The 16,959-nt window shown below is 65.5% G+C and carries 18 protein-coding genes; 7 read left to right on the top strand and 11 right to left on the bottom strand.

Features of this window, described 5'->3' with window-relative positions:
* The first annotated feature begins 240 nt into the window (after positions 1-240).
* Together ACL02S_RS06120 and ACL02S_RS06115 are read left to right on the top strand one after the other, a co-directional pair.
* Positions 241-900 (top strand): hypothetical protein, encoded by a 660-nt coding sequence (locus tag ACL02S_RS06120; protein ID WP_412801310.1) that lies wholly within the window; start codon positions 241-243, stop codon positions 898-900.
* Positions 897-1,679 (top strand): site-2 protease family protein, encoded by a 783-nt coding sequence (locus tag ACL02S_RS06115; RefSeq protein ID WP_412801309.1) that lies wholly within the window; start codon positions 897-899, stop codon positions 1,677-1,679. The genes ACL02S_RS06120 and ACL02S_RS06115 overlap by 4 nt, the downstream gene beginning before the upstream one ends.
* 69 nt (positions 1,680-1,748) lie before the next feature.
* Here the strand turns inward: ACL02S_RS06115 and ACL02S_RS06110 are convergent, their stop codons facing one another.
* Positions 1,749-2,852 (bottom strand): FUSC family protein, encoded by a 1,104-nt coding sequence (locus ACL02S_RS06110; protein ID WP_412801627.1) that lies wholly within the window; start codon positions 2,850-2,852, stop codon positions 1,749-1,751.
* Positions 2,853-2,909: 57 nt separating this feature from the next.
* Positions 2,910-3,362, bottom strand: a complete 453-nt coding sequence (locus ACL02S_RS06105; protein ID WP_412801308.1) for a DUF3151 domain-containing protein — start codon at positions 3,360-3,362, stop codon at positions 2,910-2,912.
* Between the two features lie 72 nt (positions 3,363-3,434).
* Between ACL02S_RS06105 and ACL02S_RS06100 the strand changes: the two genes are divergently transcribed.
* Positions 3,435-4,946 (top strand): Rv0361 family membrane protein, encoded by a 1,512-nt coding sequence (locus ACL02S_RS06100; RefSeq protein WP_412801307.1) that lies wholly within the window; start codon positions 3,435-3,437, stop codon positions 4,944-4,946.
* Positions 4,947-5,045: 99 nt separating this feature from the next.
* Positions 5,046-6,107: a fused (3R)-hydroxyacyl-ACP dehydratase subunits HadA/HadB gene (locus ACL02S_RS06095; protein ID WP_412801306.1), complete on the top strand. Its 1,062-nt coding sequence runs from the start codon at positions 5,046-5,048 to the stop codon at positions 6,105-6,107.
* A 66-nt stretch (positions 6,108-6,173) separates the two neighbouring features.
* On the opposite strand, the gene fbaA is transcribed toward ACL02S_RS06095, so the two are convergent.
* Complete coding sequence (gene fbaA / locus ACL02S_RS06090; RefSeq protein WP_412801305.1) at positions 6,174-7,208, bottom strand: class II fructose-bisphosphate aldolase; 1,035 nt, start codon at positions 7,206-7,208, stop codon at positions 6,174-6,176.
* A gap of 357 nt (positions 7,209-7,565) precedes the next feature.
* Here fbaA and ACL02S_RS06085 point away from each other — a divergent pair, with 357 nt between their 5' ends.
* Together ACL02S_RS06085 and ACL02S_RS06080 are read left to right on the top strand one after the other, a co-directional pair.
* Entirely contained in the window at positions 7,566-8,222 is a 657-nt protein-coding gene (locus ACL02S_RS06085; protein ID WP_412801626.1) for a DedA family protein, read from the top strand.
* 52 nt (positions 8,223-8,274) lie between these two features.
* Complete coding sequence (locus tag ACL02S_RS06080) at positions 8,275-8,925, top strand: DedA family protein (protein WP_412801304.1); 651 nt, start codon at positions 8,275-8,277, stop codon at positions 8,923-8,925.
* A 7-nt stretch (positions 8,926-8,932) separates the two neighbouring features.
* Here the strand turns inward: ACL02S_RS06080 and ACL02S_RS06075 are convergent, their stop codons facing one another.
* The 3 genes from ACL02S_RS06075 to ACL02S_RS06065 form a co-directional block, all read right to left on the bottom strand.
* A complete protein-coding gene (locus ACL02S_RS06075) occupies positions 8,933-10,018 on the bottom strand; it encodes a glycoside hydrolase family 76 protein (protein WP_412801625.1) in 1,086 nt (361 codons plus the stop codon).
* Positions 10,019-10,240: 222 nt separating this feature from the next.
* On the bottom strand, positions 10,241-10,927 hold the full coding sequence (locus ACL02S_RS06070; protein ID WP_412801303.1) for a TrmH family RNA methyltransferase: 687 nt from the start codon (positions 10,925-10,927) through the stop codon (positions 10,241-10,243).
* A gap of 47 nt (positions 10,928-10,974) precedes the next feature.
* Positions 10,975-11,301: a DUF4190 domain-containing protein gene (locus ACL02S_RS06065; protein ID WP_412801302.1), complete on the bottom strand. Its 327-nt coding sequence runs from the start codon at positions 11,299-11,301 to the stop codon at positions 10,975-10,977.
* Positions 11,302-11,491: 190 nt separating this feature from the next.
* Between ACL02S_RS06065 and ACL02S_RS06060 the strand changes: the two genes are divergently transcribed.
* Positions 11,492-11,938: a hypothetical protein gene (locus tag ACL02S_RS06060; RefSeq protein ID WP_412801301.1), complete on the top strand. Its 447-nt coding sequence runs from the start codon at positions 11,492-11,494 to the stop codon at positions 11,936-11,938.
* On the opposite strand, the gene ACL02S_RS06055 is transcribed toward ACL02S_RS06060, so the two are convergent.
* From ACL02S_RS06055 to ACL02S_RS06035, 5 genes are all read right to left on the bottom strand, one after another.
* The gene (locus tag ACL02S_RS06055; RefSeq protein ID WP_412801300.1) at positions 11,922-12,629 is read right to left on the bottom strand and encodes a lysoplasmalogenase family protein; all 708 of its coding nucleotides are present in this window, start codon (positions 12,627-12,629) and stop codon (positions 11,922-11,924) included. The genes ACL02S_RS06060 and ACL02S_RS06055 overlap by 17 nt on opposite strands.
* A 3-nt stretch (positions 12,630-12,632) precedes the next feature.
* Positions 12,633-13,691, bottom strand: a complete 1,059-nt coding sequence (locus ACL02S_RS06050) for a beta-ketoacyl-ACP synthase 3 (RefSeq protein ID WP_412801299.1) — start codon at positions 13,689-13,691, stop codon at positions 12,633-12,635.
* A gap of 51 nt (positions 13,692-13,742) precedes the next feature.
* Positions 13,743-14,294, bottom strand: a complete 552-nt coding sequence (gene pyrE / locus ACL02S_RS06045; RefSeq protein ID WP_412801298.1) for an orotate phosphoribosyltransferase — start codon at positions 14,292-14,294, stop codon at positions 13,743-13,745.
* A 444-nt stretch (positions 14,295-14,738) separates the two neighbouring features.
* Complete coding sequence (locus tag ACL02S_RS06040; protein ID WP_412801297.1) at positions 14,739-15,779, bottom strand: TtfA family protein; 1,041 nt, start codon at positions 15,777-15,779, stop codon at positions 14,739-14,741.
* 140 nt (positions 15,780-15,919) lie between these two features.
* Entirely contained in the window at positions 15,920-16,741 is an 822-nt protein-coding gene (locus tag ACL02S_RS06035; RefSeq protein ID WP_412801296.1) for a DUF5666 domain-containing protein, read from the bottom strand.
* Positions 16,742-16,959: the final 218 nt, after the last annotated feature.

Raw genomic sequence — 16,959 nt, 5'->3', positions numbered from 1 at the left:
TGCAGCTACCTGCCGTACTGAGGCAGTGGCCGGAAGCACAGTCTAGCCGATCCGCCCGAGGCGGCATCGCATCGGATCTCGTCGTAGGCTCGACAACCGTGTGGCCACCGCCCGGACAGGGCTATGGTTGCACGGCACGCCGGGCAGGAACGCGGCGTGCCGGGGCGAACCACGGCGGGTCGCCCCGAGGTGGCGAGGGGCCGGCGGTAGCGGCTCGAACCGAGGAGGGTGTACGGCAGCTTGAGTACCCACGTTCTCCGCTGCGACGGTGCACCAGTACCTATCGCTCTCGCGGCACTGCCGACCACCCAGACGACCGCCATTCCCGACCCCGCCGATATCGACGAACTACTTCCTGTGCTGGCCGCCGACAGCCTGCCGCGATTGATCGTGCTCGGCGATGACGCGGCATTGGCCGCGGTGCTCACCCATCTGATGCGCACCGAACGGCTGCATGTGGAGATCGGCTATGTCCCGATCGAGAAAACCTACGCCGCACGCGCCTACCAGACCGGCACCGGCAACAGCGCCGCCAAACGAGCCATCGAAGGACGTGCCGCCGAAACCCCGCTGATCCGGGACGACCTCGGCAAAGTACTCGTCGGCCGCGCGGTGATCACCGGTCTCGGCGCGGAGAAACTACAGGGCGAGGCCTATGTCGACGAAGCAAGGCTGTTCTCCGGAAAGGTGACGGCCATGCTCGTCTCACCGTCTCTCGAACTGCCTGGGGTGCGGGCGACCGTACGGAAGGGCATCCGCAAACATCGCTGGCTGGAGGGACGAGCAGTACAGCTCGGTACCCCCGCGGCCCTGGTGACCAGGGACGGGGTCCAAGCCGAGCGCCCCGTGCCGCGCTCCAGCTTCTACCGCTACCACGAACCCTGGTTGCTGGTGCGATGAGTGCGCTGTTCCCGGCAGGCCACCGACGGCGTGCCATCCGGCCGAGCCCGGTGTTCCTGCTCATGATCGCCCTCACAGCGGCAGGCGGTGCCATGGCCTGGACCGCTCCACTGGACTCGGCCATGGCGAAGGCAGGTGTCTTCGTCTTCGTCGTGTTCGGCTGGGTCGTCACGCTGTGCCTGCACGAGTTCGCGCACGCCTACACCGCGTGGCGGGCCGGCGACCATGAGGTCGAGTTGCGCGGCTATCTGACGCTGAACCCGCTGAAGTACAGCCATCCGCTGTTATCGATCGTCTTGCCGATGGTGTTCATCGCTTTGGGTGGTATCGGTCTGCCCGGCGGCGCCGTCTACGTGCATACCCACCATGTCGGGCCGCGCACGCAGCGCATCATCAGCGGCGCCGGGCCTGCGGTGAACGCGCTGTGCGCGGTGTTGCTCCTGATCATCGTCCGGACCCTCGGCAGCGCCGAGGCGCATCCCGCGTTCTGGTTCGGCGTGAGCTTCCTTGCCTTCCTGCAGATCACTGCGACATTGCTGAATCTGCTCCCGATACCGGGACTGGACGGCTACGGGATCATCGAGCCGTCGTTGAGTTACGCCACCAGGCGCTCACTCGAGCAGTTCAAGCCGTTCGGCATGCTGATCCTGTTCGCGCTGATATTCACGCCGGCCATCAATCAGATGTTCTTCGACGCGGTATACGGACTGTTCGAATTGTCCGGCGTTCCATCGGATTGGTCGCGCTACGGCAACTACCTGACCCGGTTCTGGACCTGAGTCCCTCGGACACCGCCCGGCAAGATCGGCGATCGGCACGCGATCCGCGGAACGGCATTGCCGGACGGCTCAGACCTCGGGTCGGACATAAGGATTCTCGACCGTCGGTGGCAGCAAAGCCATCGCCGAAATGCGCTGCATACCGCACACCTGCATCAGATCGACCAGCGTCGAGCGCACCTGCGCGAATACGACATGGGCCGAAAGCCCGGCCCCCTCGACCAGTTCCGGGCACGCTCGTTTGGCGACCGAGCGAAGCACCCTGGCTGCCTCGGCCTGGTCCGGCTGCTCATCAGGATCGGCGAGCATCATCCGGCGCACTACGTCGACGGCTTGGCCGAGTCGTTCCACCTCATCGATCAATCCGGGATGGAGTATCTCGTCGTCGCGGACCAGGGTCAGCGAGCGGCGCAACAGCACCCTGGTGTTGCGGACGGCGTTGTCCAGCGGATCGGCCGTCGCTCTGATGCGTTCGAGACGCGAACGGGAGTTCCAGTACAACGGTGAGATCCGGCTGATCTCCCTGCCGCCTTCCAGGGTGGCGCGCAATGAATCGATCTGCGACTGCGTGGCGCGAACCGCGGTGAGCGCACGATGCAGCTTATCGGCATCCTGCTCGAGCAACCCCGCGGCGGCATCGGTGATCGCTGTCCCCATCACCGCGAGGATATCCGCGGCCTGTGTCTTGGCTCTGCGCACCGGATGCAACGGGATCGCGGCGACCACGACCACACCGACCAGACCACCGACCAAGGCGTCGATCACCCTGGAGAAACCGCCCCCCGCCGAAGGCGGCAGCAAGGTAGCGACCAACACCGCGGAACCCGCCGCCTGCATGGCGATGATCGAACCGCCGTCGAGGAATACCGCCGCGGCCATGGCGACCGCGACCACCAGCGCGATCTGCCATACCCCGGTACCGGCGTGGGAGATGAACACGTCGCCGATCCCGATACCGACCGCGACGCCGACAACCAATTCGACCGAGCGCCGCAGCCGGGCGCCGAAGGATATACCGATCGAAACCACGGCAGCGGTCGGCGCGAAGAACGGCAGCTCGTGGCCTATCACACGATGAGCGAGAAACCAGGCCAGCGCGGCAGCGACCGCGCACTGGAGAATCGGCAATGCCGACCGGCGCAGCCGTTCCCAAGAAGTACGTAGCCTGGCCATACCACTCGCGCGGGCGGTGCCGACGCGGGAACTCGGGTCGATCAACTACTCGGTCAGTCAGCCGAGGCCGAGTTCGGCGGCTGCCCGGGGATCGCAGTCTTCCAGCAGGTCCAAGCAGCGCGCGTACTCGTCGCTCTCACCGATCAGCTCGGCCGCGCGGGCCAGCGCGCCGACACTGCGCAGGAATCCCCGGTTGGGCTCGTGGCTCCACGGCACCGGGCCGAAGCCCTTCCATCCGTTCCGGCGCAACAGGTCGAGGCCACGGTGATAGCCGGTGCGGGCGAACGCGTACGCGGCGACGACGTCGTGGTTGATCGGCTCGTCCTGAGTCGCGCCGCGGGAAAGCGCCTCCTCGGCGAGCTGAGCCCAGGCGATCGAGGCGGCTGGATGATCGGCTGCGACCCGCACCGGGTCGGTCAGGTCGCCGAGGGCATCCTCGGCGTCGGAGATTTCCGGTAGCAATACCGGTTGCGGACCGAGCAGGTCACCGAACGAGGTCATGCGGTTCATTGTGCACCGCGGGTCGATTTGCTCGATAGGCTGGCCGTTGAGTTCAACAGTTCCGCTGAGTGAGGGGTGTGCGTGTCCGACCAGAAGGACGAGAAGAATCCGGTGCGGGATACCGCCGAACCGGATGGTGCGACAGGTCCCGACACCACCGCCGAAGGCACATCCGCCGCCGAGAAAAACGCGCCGCGGCCAGCGGCGCCCCCTACCCAGCCGATCGCCCACACCGCGCAGCGCTCGGGTGACGCGCGGAGACCGACCGGAACGGCGCCACACCAGGCGGACAAATCCGACGCTGGTGCGAGCGCTCCGACAGCAGGCTCGGCACCCACGGGCTCATCGGCCCCCACACCGAAGAAGAACGCCCCCGCGGCCACCCCCGAACCGACGACCGGGCCTTCGAGTAATCCGAAAGCCCCCGGCCCCGGATCCGCCGCGGGAGAACCGACGACACCGCAAGGACCAACCGCGAAAACCTCCGAAGGCACGCCACGCCCCCCTGCCCCTGGATCGGCTGCCGCGGTCGGAAACTCCGGGACACCCGCACGCGACTCGAAGCCCAAGCCGACAACTCCGCCTCAGCCGATACCGCCGCACACCGCACCACCCCGAACAACACCGCCCCAGGCAGTGCCGCGTTCACCGGGCGATACTGCCGGCGCCGAGGCCGAAACGGCTGCGATCTCGCGGAACGATCCGGGCCAGGACGCCGCGACCGTGGAGATACGCAAGCAGCGCCCGCCGGAAGAACCCCAGAATCAGGAAGCGCAGACCGTCGCGCTGCCGACACAACCTCCCTCGGACCGCCGGGCGGGCAGCAATCATGTGGTCACGCCACCGCCGGGCCCGCCGCCGATCACCAAACCGCCGAACACGCCGCGTGCTGCGCCGGGACCGCAGCGGTCCGGCCCGCAAGGTCCGGCCGCGGCACGGCAGCGCGCTCCCCAAGCCAAGCAGAACCGTCCGCCGCACCCAGCTCCCGGCAGGCCGCATGAGGCCGCTACGGCTGCCTCGCCCGCGGATACCAAGCACACCGTGCCCGCGCAGTCACTGGCCGGACCACGTCGACCACCCCGACCCCGGCCGATCGCGCAACCACAGCACATCCCCCCACAGCCCGGCGACGCGGCGGCAGCTACCGCTCCCACCGGCCCCAAACGATGGCTGCTTGCCGTCGGCGCGGCCGCCACGCTGCTGGTCTTTCTGATCACGATAGTGGTGGTGCTCGTCACACGCACCGATGACAACTCCCCCGAGGCACAGGTGCGAACCGCCATCACCGACTACACCGCCGCATTGGAAACCGGTGATCTGGCCGGACTGCGCGAAACCACCTGTGGTCCTTTGCACGACTTCTATCAAGGGATCCCCGACGACCAATTCGCGAGCGTGCACCAGCTGTCAGCCGAGCGTAAGAACATTCCGGTGGTCGACAGCATCGATGCGATCCGCATCACCGACGACACCGCTATCGCCCAAGCCACCGTGTACACCGAAGCCGACCCGGCGAAACGGTCCGCGCGCACATTCGACCTGCAACGCACCGATACCGGATGGAAAGTCTGCGACCCGCCCTCCAGTACGTAATAGGCACAGCACCGGACACCGGAACACGCTCTCCCCGCTGGTAGCACCGGTCACACATACTGGTCAATGCTCGAGGTCCTCAGTAGCATGACCCGGATCATGAGCAGGCATCAAACGATGGCGCAGCCGGATACCGACAAGGTTCCGGCGACGCCCGCTGGACAGCGATTCCGGATACGCGATCACTACGAAGTCGGCCGGGAAAAGGTCCGCGAGTTCGCGCGCGCGGTGCAGAACCACCACGCGGCGCATCATCAGGGCGATAGCGCACACGCACTCGGCTATCCCGCGATCATCGCGCCGCCGACGTTCGCATCGGTGATCGGGATGACCGGGACCAGGGCACTGCTCGACTCGGTGCTCGCCGATTACGACCTGTCCCAGTTCCTGCAAACCGATCAAATCTTCGAAAGCTACCGGCCGATTCTGGCCGGTGACCGGATCCACAGCGAGATCGCGATCGAATCGATTCGCCGCTTCGGCGATAACGATTTCCTGGTAGTGCGGTTCGCGCTGAGCAACCAGCACGACGAGATCGCCATCGTCGGGTCGACCACCATCGCCGCACGCCGTGGCGCCGAAGTCGACGCCAATATGACCGACGTGATCGAGAACATCATGATGCAGGGGCGCCCGGCCGAATCCGACACGGCCACGCTTCCGCACGACGATACCCTGATCCCGCTCGACAGCAGCCCGCTGACCGAGCCTGCCCACTACGAGAACATCCCGGTGCACACGCTGCCCGCGTTCGATGAGCTGGCCCCCGGCGACCAGCTACCCGGCGGCATCTTCCGGCTGACCCGCGGTGATCTGGCCAATTACGCGGGTGTCTCCGGCGATGCCAACCCCATCCACTTCAGCGACTACGCCGCACAGCTGGTCGGGCTGCCGACCGTAGTCGCGCACGGCATGCTGACCATGGGCCTGGCAAGCGGCTATCTCACTTCCTGGCTGGGCGATCCCACTGCCATCCGGAAGTTCAGTGTGCGCTTTTCCGGCTTCGTCCCAGTAGCCGCCGATGCGGCGAGCACCGTGGAGTTCACCGGCCGGATCAAGTCACTGGATCCGGATACGCGGACCGCGACCATCATGCTCGGCGGTACCTCGGCAGGCCGTAAGCTGTTCGGCCGCGCGCTGGCCGAGGTCAGGCTGCGCTAGCCGACCTCGCCCTGATGCACTCGCTGGATACCGAGTGCATCAGGGCAGTACGGCAGGGTTACCGGATCAGGCGCTGATCGAACGTCCGGCGGATTTCAGATCGTTGCACGCCTCGAGCACCCGCGCCGCCATCGACACTTCGGCCTTCTTCAGGTAGCTGCGCGGATCGTAGGTCTTCTTGTTGCCCACCTCACCGTCGATCTTCAGCACGCCGTCGTAGTTGGCGAACATATGCCCGGCGACCGGCCGGGTGAACGCGTACTGGGTGTCGGTGTCGACGTTCATCTTCACCACACCGTAGCGCAGCGAGTCCTCGATTTCGGACTTCAGCGAGCCCGAACCACCGTGGAAGACGAAGTCGAACGGCTGAGCTTCGGCAGCCAAGCCCAGTTTGGCCGCGGCGACACGCTGCCCCTCGGCCAGCACCTCCGGCTCGAGCACCACATTGCCCGGCTTGTACACCCCGTGCACATTGCCGAAAGTGGCCGCGAGCAGATATTTGCCGTTCTCACCCGCGCCGAGCGCGTCGATGGTCTTCTCGAAATCCTCTGGCGAGGTGTAGAGCTTCTCGTTGATCTCGGCCTCGACACCGTCCTCTTCACCGCCGACCACACCGATCTCGACCTCGAGGATGATGTTGGCCGCGTGCGTGGCCTTCAGCAGCTCCTTGGCGATCTCGAGGTTCTCGTCGATCGGAATCGCGGAACCGTCCCACATATGCGACTGGAACAACGGGTTCCGGCCTGCGGCGACCCGCTCCTGGGAGATCGCGATCAGTGGACGAACGAAGCTGTCCAGCTTGTCCTTGGGGCAGTGATCGGTGTGCAGCGCGATGGTCACGTCGTACTTGGCCGCGACCACATGCGCGAACTCGGCCAACGCGACCGCGCCGGTGACCATATCCTTCACTCCCTGGCCGGAGCCGAACTCCGAGCCACCGGTGGAGAACTGGATGATGCCGTCACTGCCCGCATCCGCGAAACCCTTGATGGCCGCATTGATCGTCTCCGACGAGGTGCAGTTGATGGCGGGGAAGGCGAAGGAGTTGGCTTTGGCCCGACCGAGCATCTCGGCGTAGACCTCCGGAGTCGCGATGGGCACAGTAAGACCTCCGTATTGTTGCAGCAGGGCGTTGTCGCGGCAGGGGCTTTATCGCAGCGGGGTCGTTGCGGCAAAGACCTGTTTTATCGACCTATTTTGTCAGCCCTTACCCTAAGGCAGGACCATTTCACCTGGTACACAGGGACGGAGTGCGCAGTTGGTGGACAAGGTTTTCGTACACGACATGAGCATCCGCCCGGAAAACCGGTACTGTGGGGCCGGTAATTTGCGCTGGCAGCTTCCGAGGCGGTGACACGCGGGCAGGCCGGCTGAGTCGGGACAGGAGACCACGTGATTCTGCAGGCAGCCACAGAATCGGTGACGAGCAACCTCGCACTTACCGAGTTGCTCGATCCGATGCACCTGCTCACGGAGACATGGCTGAAGAACGCGGTACTCCCGGCAATCCTGGCGATCGTCTTCATCGAGACCGGTCTGCTGTTCCCGATCCTGCCTGGCGACTCACTCCTGTTCACCGGTGGTCTGCTGGCAGCGCAACCGGACCCGCCGGTAAGCATCTGGGTACTGGTGCCCGCCACCGTCGTGGTCGCATTCGCGGGCGACCAATGCGCGTACTGGATCGGCAGGAAGATCGGGCCCGCGCTGTTCCACAAGGAAGACACCCGGTTCTTCAAGAAGCACTATGTGACACAGACACATGAGTTCTTCGAAAAACACGGTCCCAAGACGATCATCATCGCCCGTTTCGTCCCGATCGTGCGCACCTTCATGCCGGTACTGGCCGGTGTGTCCGAGATGAATTATCGCCGGTACGTCGCATTCGATATCGTCGGAGCGCTGCTCTGGGGTGGCGGGGTCACAGTGCTCGGCTACTTCTTGGGCAATGTCGCGTTCATCCGTGACAACATCGAAGCGATCTTCCTGCTCATCGTCTTCGTGTCGATTCTGCCCGGCATCACCGCGGTGGCGCGGAAACTGCTCGACCGCAAGACACCAGAGCCAGGCACACCCGAGTCCGAGCTGACCGCTTCGACCGGCGAGCCCACTCGCTGAGCCGGTGTCGACGGCATCGCCACCCTTAGCGGTGGGCAGTTTTGATCCCCTGATGTCAGCGGGGCCAGCACTCGTCTGGACGATAGTGCTGACCTTCGTCTTCCTGGAATGCGCGGTGATCCTGGGATTGTTCCTGCCGGGTGACTCCATGCTCATCACCGCGGGCATCGTGATGGCGTCGCACGCTTCCGGCGAGAAACACGTGTGGGCGCTATCGCTGGGTGCGATGGTGGCGGCCATCGCGGGCAACCAGGTCGGATATGCGATCGGGCATCGCACCGGCCACCATCTGGTAGCTCGTAAAGGCGGCAAGTACATCAACGTGCAAAATCTGCAGCGGGTGGCGGAATTGCTCCATCGGCACGGATTCGTCGCGGTACTGATCGCCCGGTGGATTCCGTGGGTACGCACTTTGTGTCCGACGGTCGCGGGTGCAGCGCGGATGGACCACACCAGGTTCACCGTGGCCAGTACCATCGGCGCGATCGTCTGGGCACCGGTACTGCTGCTGGCCGGTTATTACGCGGGTGGCTTCCTGCAACGAGTGCCCTGGCTGATGCCGCTCGTAATCGGCATTCTGGTGGCGGGCCTGATCATCGGCACCATACTCGGCATACGGCACTACCGGCAGGAAATGTCCCAGCCTGCCGAAGACTTCACGGTGGAAACCACACCGGCCGCCGCGCTGCACCAGGAGAGCTGAGCCACGATCACAGGCCCGCCGCGCTGACCCGGTGGGCCGCCTCCATGAGCAGCCAGCCGGACAGCTGCACCGATAGGTCACGTTCGGGCACCCGCGCGGAACTCACCGCACCACCGGAGGTGAGAAAGCCTGATCCGGCGACGCCGCAGGGCAGTTGCGCCGGCTTGCTCCAGTCATGTCCGAACAGCGGCTCCCCCTCCACCTCCAACCGGTTCTCCCACGCCGCCGCGGCCGATGCGCGCACAATCGCGGCCGCGGCGCGGCGATCGGCCAGTTGTGCCCGGCCTTCGCCGGGCAGCATCACCGCTACCAACGCCAGATAGCGGACCAGGATGCCGTTGAACAGACCGCCGTCGCCGGTGCCGCCCCCGGTCACAACGCTCCTGGTGGTCAGGTGCTCTTCGACAGCGGCGAGCAGCCGGTGCACCCGTTCGGTATGTCTGATCTCGCCGGTCTGCACGGCCAGCTCGGTCTCCAAACCGAGCACCACACCCTGGCAGTAGGTGAAGACGGGACGCTCGACCACACCGGAAGGCAGATGGATACCGTCCAGCATCAATCCGGTCTCCTGGTCGCGCAAGGTCGCGTCCAGCCAGTCGGCCATCTCCTGTGCGCGCTGGATCCGGCCGAGGCGCAACAGTGCGATGGCGGCGGGACCGTTGGCGGGCGTATTGAAGTAGTCCGAACCGACGCGCCAAGGCAGACCACCTCCGGTCTGCGGCTCCCAGCCCTCGTAGAGTGCTCGCTCCAGTGCGATCAGCGCGCTGCGCACTTCCGTACCCTGGGTGCGCTCGGCACGTTCCAGTGCGATGGCCAGCCAGGCCATGTCATCGAAATAGCGGTTGGTCCAGCCGGTCAGGTTACGGATGCGAAGTGCGTGCACCAGTTCGGTGATGCGCTTGCGTCGCATCGGCGTCGGCACACGATTGGCGGCATCGGTCGCGCAATCGATCAGATGCGCCTGCCACCAGTAGTGCCATGAACCGAAGAGCCGCTCACGCTTGGTGGCGGGCCAGCCGACTACACCGAGCGCTGTGCCCGGCAGGGCCCACAGCGCACGGAGATGACGTGAGATGATCGCGGATTCGGCCATATCGGCTCGTTCGGACCACAGCGTCGCCGCCGCGGTCGTCTCCCGGACCGCCCGCAGGTATCCGGCAGGCGAATGCGGTACCGCGGCGGTGGGACCGGCCTGCTTCGCGCGCGGCACCTCGATATCGTCGCTCCGCGAGGTCATGGGTCAATGGTGCCAGGATGTAACGGATTCACGCGGATAATTTGTCATGTGGGCGAGGCGAATCTGGGGACCTGATGTTCACCAGGCTTTTGCCAGATCGGCGTGCTGCCGAATCCAGGCGTGCATCGCGATCCCCGCGGCGACACCGGCGTTGATGCTGCGGGTGGAACCGAACTGTGCGATCGACACCGTCATGGTGGCGGCCTGTTTGGCGTGCTCGGTGACACCGGGGCCTTCCTGACCGAACAGCAGCAGGCACTCGCGCGGCAACCGGGCTGTCTCCAGCGGGACCGCGCCGGGCACATTGTCCACAGCGACCACCGTGAGCCCGCGGCGTTGACTGAAAGCCAGCAACTCGCCGATATCGGTGTGGTGCTCGATGTGCTGGTAGCGATCGGTCACCATGGCCCCACGGCGATTCCAGCGCCGCCTGCCGACAATGTGCACGGCCGCGGCGGCGAAGGCGTTGGCCGTACGGACCACCGTGCCGATATTCGCATCGTGCCCGAAATTCTCGATGGCGACGTGGAACGGATGCCTGCGCCGATCGATATCGGCGATGATCGCCTCACGAGTCCAGTACCGGTAGGCATCGACCACATTGCGGCGGTCGCCATCGGCCAGCAATTCTGGGTCCAGGCGCGGATCCGCGGGCGGTGGCGAGGTGTGCTCAGTGGCCCACGGGCCGACACCGTTGGGATGCGTACCCCACTCCGTCGGCCCGGGTAGGTCGTGCTCCGTCGTATCCGACACTGGGTGATTCACTCCGACGATGCTAATCCGGCTGTCGCACCGTCGGCGGCCGGCCCGGCTCAGGAACTGGTGAACACACCGATAATGCCGACCATCAAGAGCACCACAAACGGAACCAATACGAGTCCGAGCAATACTGTGGCGATGATGCCACAAATGTACCCCGCCTGGACAACCCCCCGGCCACCGATGGCACCACCGGAAGCATCGATCTCGGTGAGCGTTCGCTTACCCATCACCCAGGCGAAAGGTCCGAGAACCTGGCACAGCACGAGACCGAGGATGCCGAGGATCAGGATCGTTGTGGCTTGGGGATGATCCTGCGGCGGCCCGTACCCGCCATAGGCCGAATAGCCATACGACGAGGGTGGCGGAGGGTGACTCATTCCCAGGATGGTAATGGAAGTGGTTGCCTACAGCACTGATTCGGTATTCGGCTCGATCGGACGTGAGCATTGCGGGCATAGGCGAGCAGCGCGTCGCATCGGCCGATGTTCCCGATAGCCGATAGCGGCCCCCCTACTCGGAGCCGGTCCGCCTATCCTGGAATTCTGGCACTCGGGGGCGGAGGCTGGCATGGATCACGAGCGAATACTGCGTGCGGTGCTCGGAGCGACGGCCGGGTATCTGGTGCTGCTCGGGTTCTGGCTGGGGTGGGTGGTGCATCGCACTCCACCGGAGACCGTTCCGTATCAGATCATGGCGCTGACCGGATTGTTCGGCTCGTGCGTCGGGATGGGGATGATGTGGGCGGCGCGACCGTCGAGAGCGGACCGCCGGTTGTGGCGACACGGTGTGGAGGGCTGGGCGACCATCGCGGGTGTGCATCCGCTGGAGCGCACCGACCATTGCACCGAACTCACCGAACTGGATCTGGAACTGACCGTACCCGGTTCGGAAAGCTACCGAGGAACGATCATCTTCGATGTCACCCCGGCTGACCGGACCAGGATGGAGGTCGGCAAAACACTCTCCATCCGCGTCGATCCCGCTGACCGTGATCGCATCATTGTGGTGTTGTGAGCTCAGCTTTCCGGTGTGCCTTCGGATCTGCGAGCAGATACTGCGCTGCCGCATAGGTGGCCAGGATGACGCCTTCGGCACCCCTGCGGGCCCGCGCACCGCGGGCAAACACTCGGCGCAGCACGATGATCCCGTCGGAGACGGTGAACAGCAACGCACCGAGCCCGAGGCGACTGCGTGGATCGGCACCGGGAACATTTATGCCCGCAATATTTTTCGCGGCAGGTGCCAATCCCGGATCCGAGGCCAGCACGCCGGCGGCACCCAAGGTGAGGCCATAAGCGGTCAGTGGCGCGGCCACCGACCGCGCCTTCACCCGTAACAACCCGGCCACCCCCAACCATGCGGCCACCCGCGGCACCGTGGCGCCGCGGGTCGGTCTGCCACCCATCCGCCACCACAGCGCGGAGTAGCCCGCCTGCATCATCGCGAACGACGACGCACCGGCGATCAGCCGCCGGTCGTCATCCGGGTCGATGAGCGCGATATCACCGATCGTCGCCGCGCTGAGCGAACCGATCAGCACGGCGCGATGCGCGGGCTCCAGCTCACGGCCCTCGGTCGCCACATCAGCCGCGAGCAGCGGCATCAACAGCGGTTTCGCGATCCGCTGCACCATATCCCGACCGCTGACCGCACCATAGACGGTAACCGCGGCAGCAACGAGAAAACCGGTTCGGAACGGTCGCATCGGCTAGAAACTCGGCTCTTCCGGAGCAGGCGGCAAGGTGACCACCTGCCCCGCGTAGCTCAAACCCGCGCCGAAACCGAGCAGCAGCGCGGTCTGCCCGCCTTTGGCCTTGCCGGTTACCAGCATCTCCTCCATCGCCAGCGGAATAGAGGCGGCCGAGGTGTTGCCGGTGTTCTCGATATCGTTGGCCATCGGGATCTCGTCGGCCAAGCCCAGATTCTTTTTCATCAACTCGCTGATACGGGCATTGGCCTGATGCGGGATGAAGACATCGATGTCTTCCTTGGCCACATCGGACAACTCCAGCGCGGTGGACAGCGCCCTCGGCAGAGTGACCGCGGCCCAGCGGAACACCTGCTGGCCCTCCATCCGCAGTGACATCCGCCCGACCGGATCGGTCGCCGGGTCGAGACCCTGCATGGCCTGTGCCCGATGCATGTACTCCAAGAAGTCGATGTCCTGCATGATCGCGTCGGCATGCTCGCCGTCGCTACCCCATACCGTCGGCGAGATACCGTTCTCCTCGCTCGGACCGACCACCACCGCGCCCGCGCCGTCACCGAAGATCATCGCGGTGCCACGATCGGTTGGGTCGAGCCCGACCGTCATCGTCTCGGCACCGATGAGCAGCACATATTCTGCCGAGCCCGCGCGGATCATATCGGCGGCCACGCCGAGACCGTATCCGAAACCGCCGCAACCGGAGGTCAGGTCGAACGCGGCGATTCCGTTCATCCCGATATCTGAGGCCACCGACGGCGCACCGTGCGGGGTGAGCTTCAGCCAGCTGGATGTGGCCAGAATCAGGGCGCCGATCTTCGACCGGTCGATACCGCTGTTACGGAGCGCGCGCTCACCTGCCGCCGCGGCGATCGACCGCAGTGTCTCGTCACCACTGACCCAGCGCCGGTTGCGAATACCGGTGCGCTCATAGATCCACTCATCGGTGGAATCCAGCACCTCGCATACTTCGTCGTTGCTGACCAGACGCTGGGGTCGGTAAGCACCGATTCCGAGCATCGCAACATTTTCCCGACCTCTATTGACTGCAATGCTCACCACAGGTGGCTCACACGACCCTTCACCATCTATAAACTCAGATCACCGCTCAGGCTATCCCAAGGCGAGATCTTTCAGACCGAGAATCGACCGGTATTCCAGCCCTTCCGCTGCGATTACCTGGTCGGCGCCGGTTTCCCGATCGACGACCGTGGCGACACCGACCACAGTAGCGCCTGCCCCACGCAACGCACGCACCGCGGTCAACGGGGAATTCCCGGTGGTAGTGGTGTCCTCGACCACAAGGACCCGCTTACCCGTGATATCCGGACCTTCGATCTGCCGCTGCATACCGTGCGACTTCGCGGCCTTGCGCACCACGAAGGCATCTATCGGGCGGCCCGGCGCGTGCATAACGGCCAGAGCAACCGGGTCGGCGCCCATGGTCAGACCGCCGACCGCGGCGAAGTCCCAGTCCGCGACCAACTCGCGCAGTAGTTTGCCGATCAGGGGGCCCGCGTCGTGGTGCAATGTCGCGCGGCGCAGGTCGACGTAGTAGTCGGCTTCCTTGCCGGAGGAGAGGGTGACCCTGCCGTGCACCACGGCGAGCTCGCGCACCAGCGCGGCCAGTCTGTCCCTGTCGTCGGTGAGCACCTGGTCGATCATCTCTATTCCCTTCCGCGTGCGTTGAGCAGCCCGCGATTCAGTCGGGCCGCCAGGGTTCGCGGGATCATTCCGGCGACGGCGGTAAGCCGTTGAATACTGCGCACCGGATACGCCGCGCACCCGGTCCTCCGTCAGATCACCTCGTGAGCCTGCGACGACCTGGCCGACACTCGTTCACGACGCTTCGACGGCGCCGACATCGCGATACCGGCTCGCTCACGGAATTCCGAGCTCACGAATCCCGGGTGCAGAGGCCGGACCCGCATCCGGTTCCGGCCGATCCGCCTGCCAACCCTTCCGTGAAGGATACGGCGTGAGCAGTGGACGTCGAACACGCCGAGCCGAGTCAGGGAAGCTGCCCGGCCACGTGAACGGCGTCGACGATGCTCGCGGCACCGCAGCGATCACGCCGCGCCGAGGGCGAGCCGCGTCACGCGCACCCGGTTACTTCGACACCGGCCCTTGATAGGGACGGAAACCGGGGTGGAACGGGCCGCCGGACGGATGGACGGACCGTTCCGGTGACTCGCCCGGCTCAGCTGCCACACCGGGCTGCTCGGTCGCCTCGGGATGCTCGTCCGGCTCCTCCTGTGCCCTGCTCCGCTCGGCCGCCACGGCATCCTCCCGCATCCGCACCCTGGCGTTCGGCACCACTGCCAGCGAGGGACGACGAGGCGACTCCGGCTCGCTTTCGCCGATCACGGCCGGTGGCGCCTGCTCATCCGCTACGGAGTCCGCCGTGTCATCACGCTCGGTATCGGCCGCCTGCTCGCTATCGGTCTCGGAGGAATCCGCTGTCCGCTGACGCCCGGCCTGCTGCCTGCGCGCGGGATCGTGTCCTTCTTCATCGAAGCGTGGTTCATCGAATCGTGGCTCACTGACCGGCGGCAACACGTGCAACAGGCCGGACAGGCGCAACACCGCGTCGATCGCGCCCTCCCAGTCCTTGGCGGAGGTGCCGCACGGCAGCATGCCCAACGTCCAGTTGCCCTCGCTCCAGAGCATCTGCACGTTATCGGACAGTGCCTCGATGAAGGCGACCATACGCTGGTCGACAGCGTGTCTGGCGATTTCGGGATTGGTGGCGAAAACGACCCGGTCACCGATAGCGCCAAGCAGTTCCAGATCGTGGTCCTTGGGCGGAGCGGTGGTCTTCAACCGCATGTCCACATCGATGTCCGAGCCGATCTGGCGGCGCACCGCGACCAAGGTCGCGGCGTCCTCCAGATCGAATAGCACGAACTTCTCTCCCTTTCGAATGCCGGAGACCACATCCACCGCGGAGAGATAGCCGAGCTTGGCCAGCGCACCACGCCGCCAGGTGGACGGTAGCGCGGGCTCCACCGACACATAGGTGTATCCCTGGTCCTTCGCCCATACCTGTCGCGCATGACCGCTCCGCTGTCGCTGGAGCCGATCGAAATGCAGCAACACGATCGCCCCTATGAGTGCGATCGCCGCTAATCCGAACCACATTGCCGTCATCGCCGCCTAGCCTAATAGGCGCGGCCCGACATGGTTGGCCATTGGCCCTATGCCGGAGCGGGTACGGGTCGGAGATCCGCCGCTGCGACGCACCGGTCGCATGCCTGCCAGCGGTTGTCTCGCTTCTGTCCGAGCGCCGTTCATCCGCCACCGGGCAATGAAGTGCCGATGATCACCCTGGCCCGCAACGATCCGTCCGACGCCTTGTCCCCCTCGATCATCACCAGCTCGCCGGTGGGCAGATCAGCCACTGTTTCGCTCGACAGCGAGATCACCCTGGTGTTCGCATCGGTGCGCACCGTGACGGTATCGCCGAGTACGGTACGCACCGACAAGGTGCCGTTGTCGTTGACAGTGATGGTCCCCACCACCGCGCCGAGACCATCGATACCGCCGAAACCGGGTACCTCCGGCAGCCCGCTCGGTGGAATCGGCTGATCGGTGCGGTCGCGCGGAATGGATTCGACCGTGGCAGGCGCCGATGAGGTGGCCATGGTGCTGGTCGAACCGGAACGGTCTCCGCCGAGCATTACCCCCGCGGCTACGCCGACCGCTCCGACCAACAGCACGACGGCGAGACCGAGCACGATCCACAGGCCGGTATTGCGCCGCGGGGGCGGCGGCGCGGGCGGCTGGGGCGCGTTACCTGGTAATGCGGCCGTATTCGCCCACTGGCCGCCGCCCTTGTCCTGATAAGTACTGTCCGGATAGGAACCCCACTGGGCCTCATAGGGCGGGAGCTCCCGCGTGGCGTTCGCCCCAGGCGGCGCCCACACCCCGTATTGCTCGGTCGGCGCATACGCCGGGGGATACTCCGAGGGGTTTGCTCCGGATCCTTCCGAGTATTCCGGGTATCCCGTGGGGCGGGCCGGATCCCCACGCCCCGAATCGACCGCTGGACCTAGGTGTTCGGTCGGCGCATCGGCCTGCCGCTGTCCCCACGGATCATTCGGGTTGGTCATGCCATCCAGCGTAAGCCGTGTTCGATTCCCCGCACCCGCGCTTACAGCGTGTCCCCGCACTATCGCCTTGGATGTACCCGCATGGCGGCAACGGAAGGATCGAGCCGCGCTCACATGGCTGAGCCGAGCCGAAATCCGGCCATGCCACCGATCGGCTGCAGACCACTGATCGGCTCCGGGTCATCCGGGGGGCCGGACACACCTGTCCGGCCCCCCGG

The organism is Nocardia spongicola (assembly GCF_047200775.1).
Classification (GTDB): domain Bacteria; phylum Actinomycetota; class Actinomycetes; order Mycobacteriales; family Mycobacteriaceae; genus Nocardia.
Note: the sequence above shows the minus strand (reverse complement) of the source record. Positions and strands in the feature narration are given on the sequence as shown.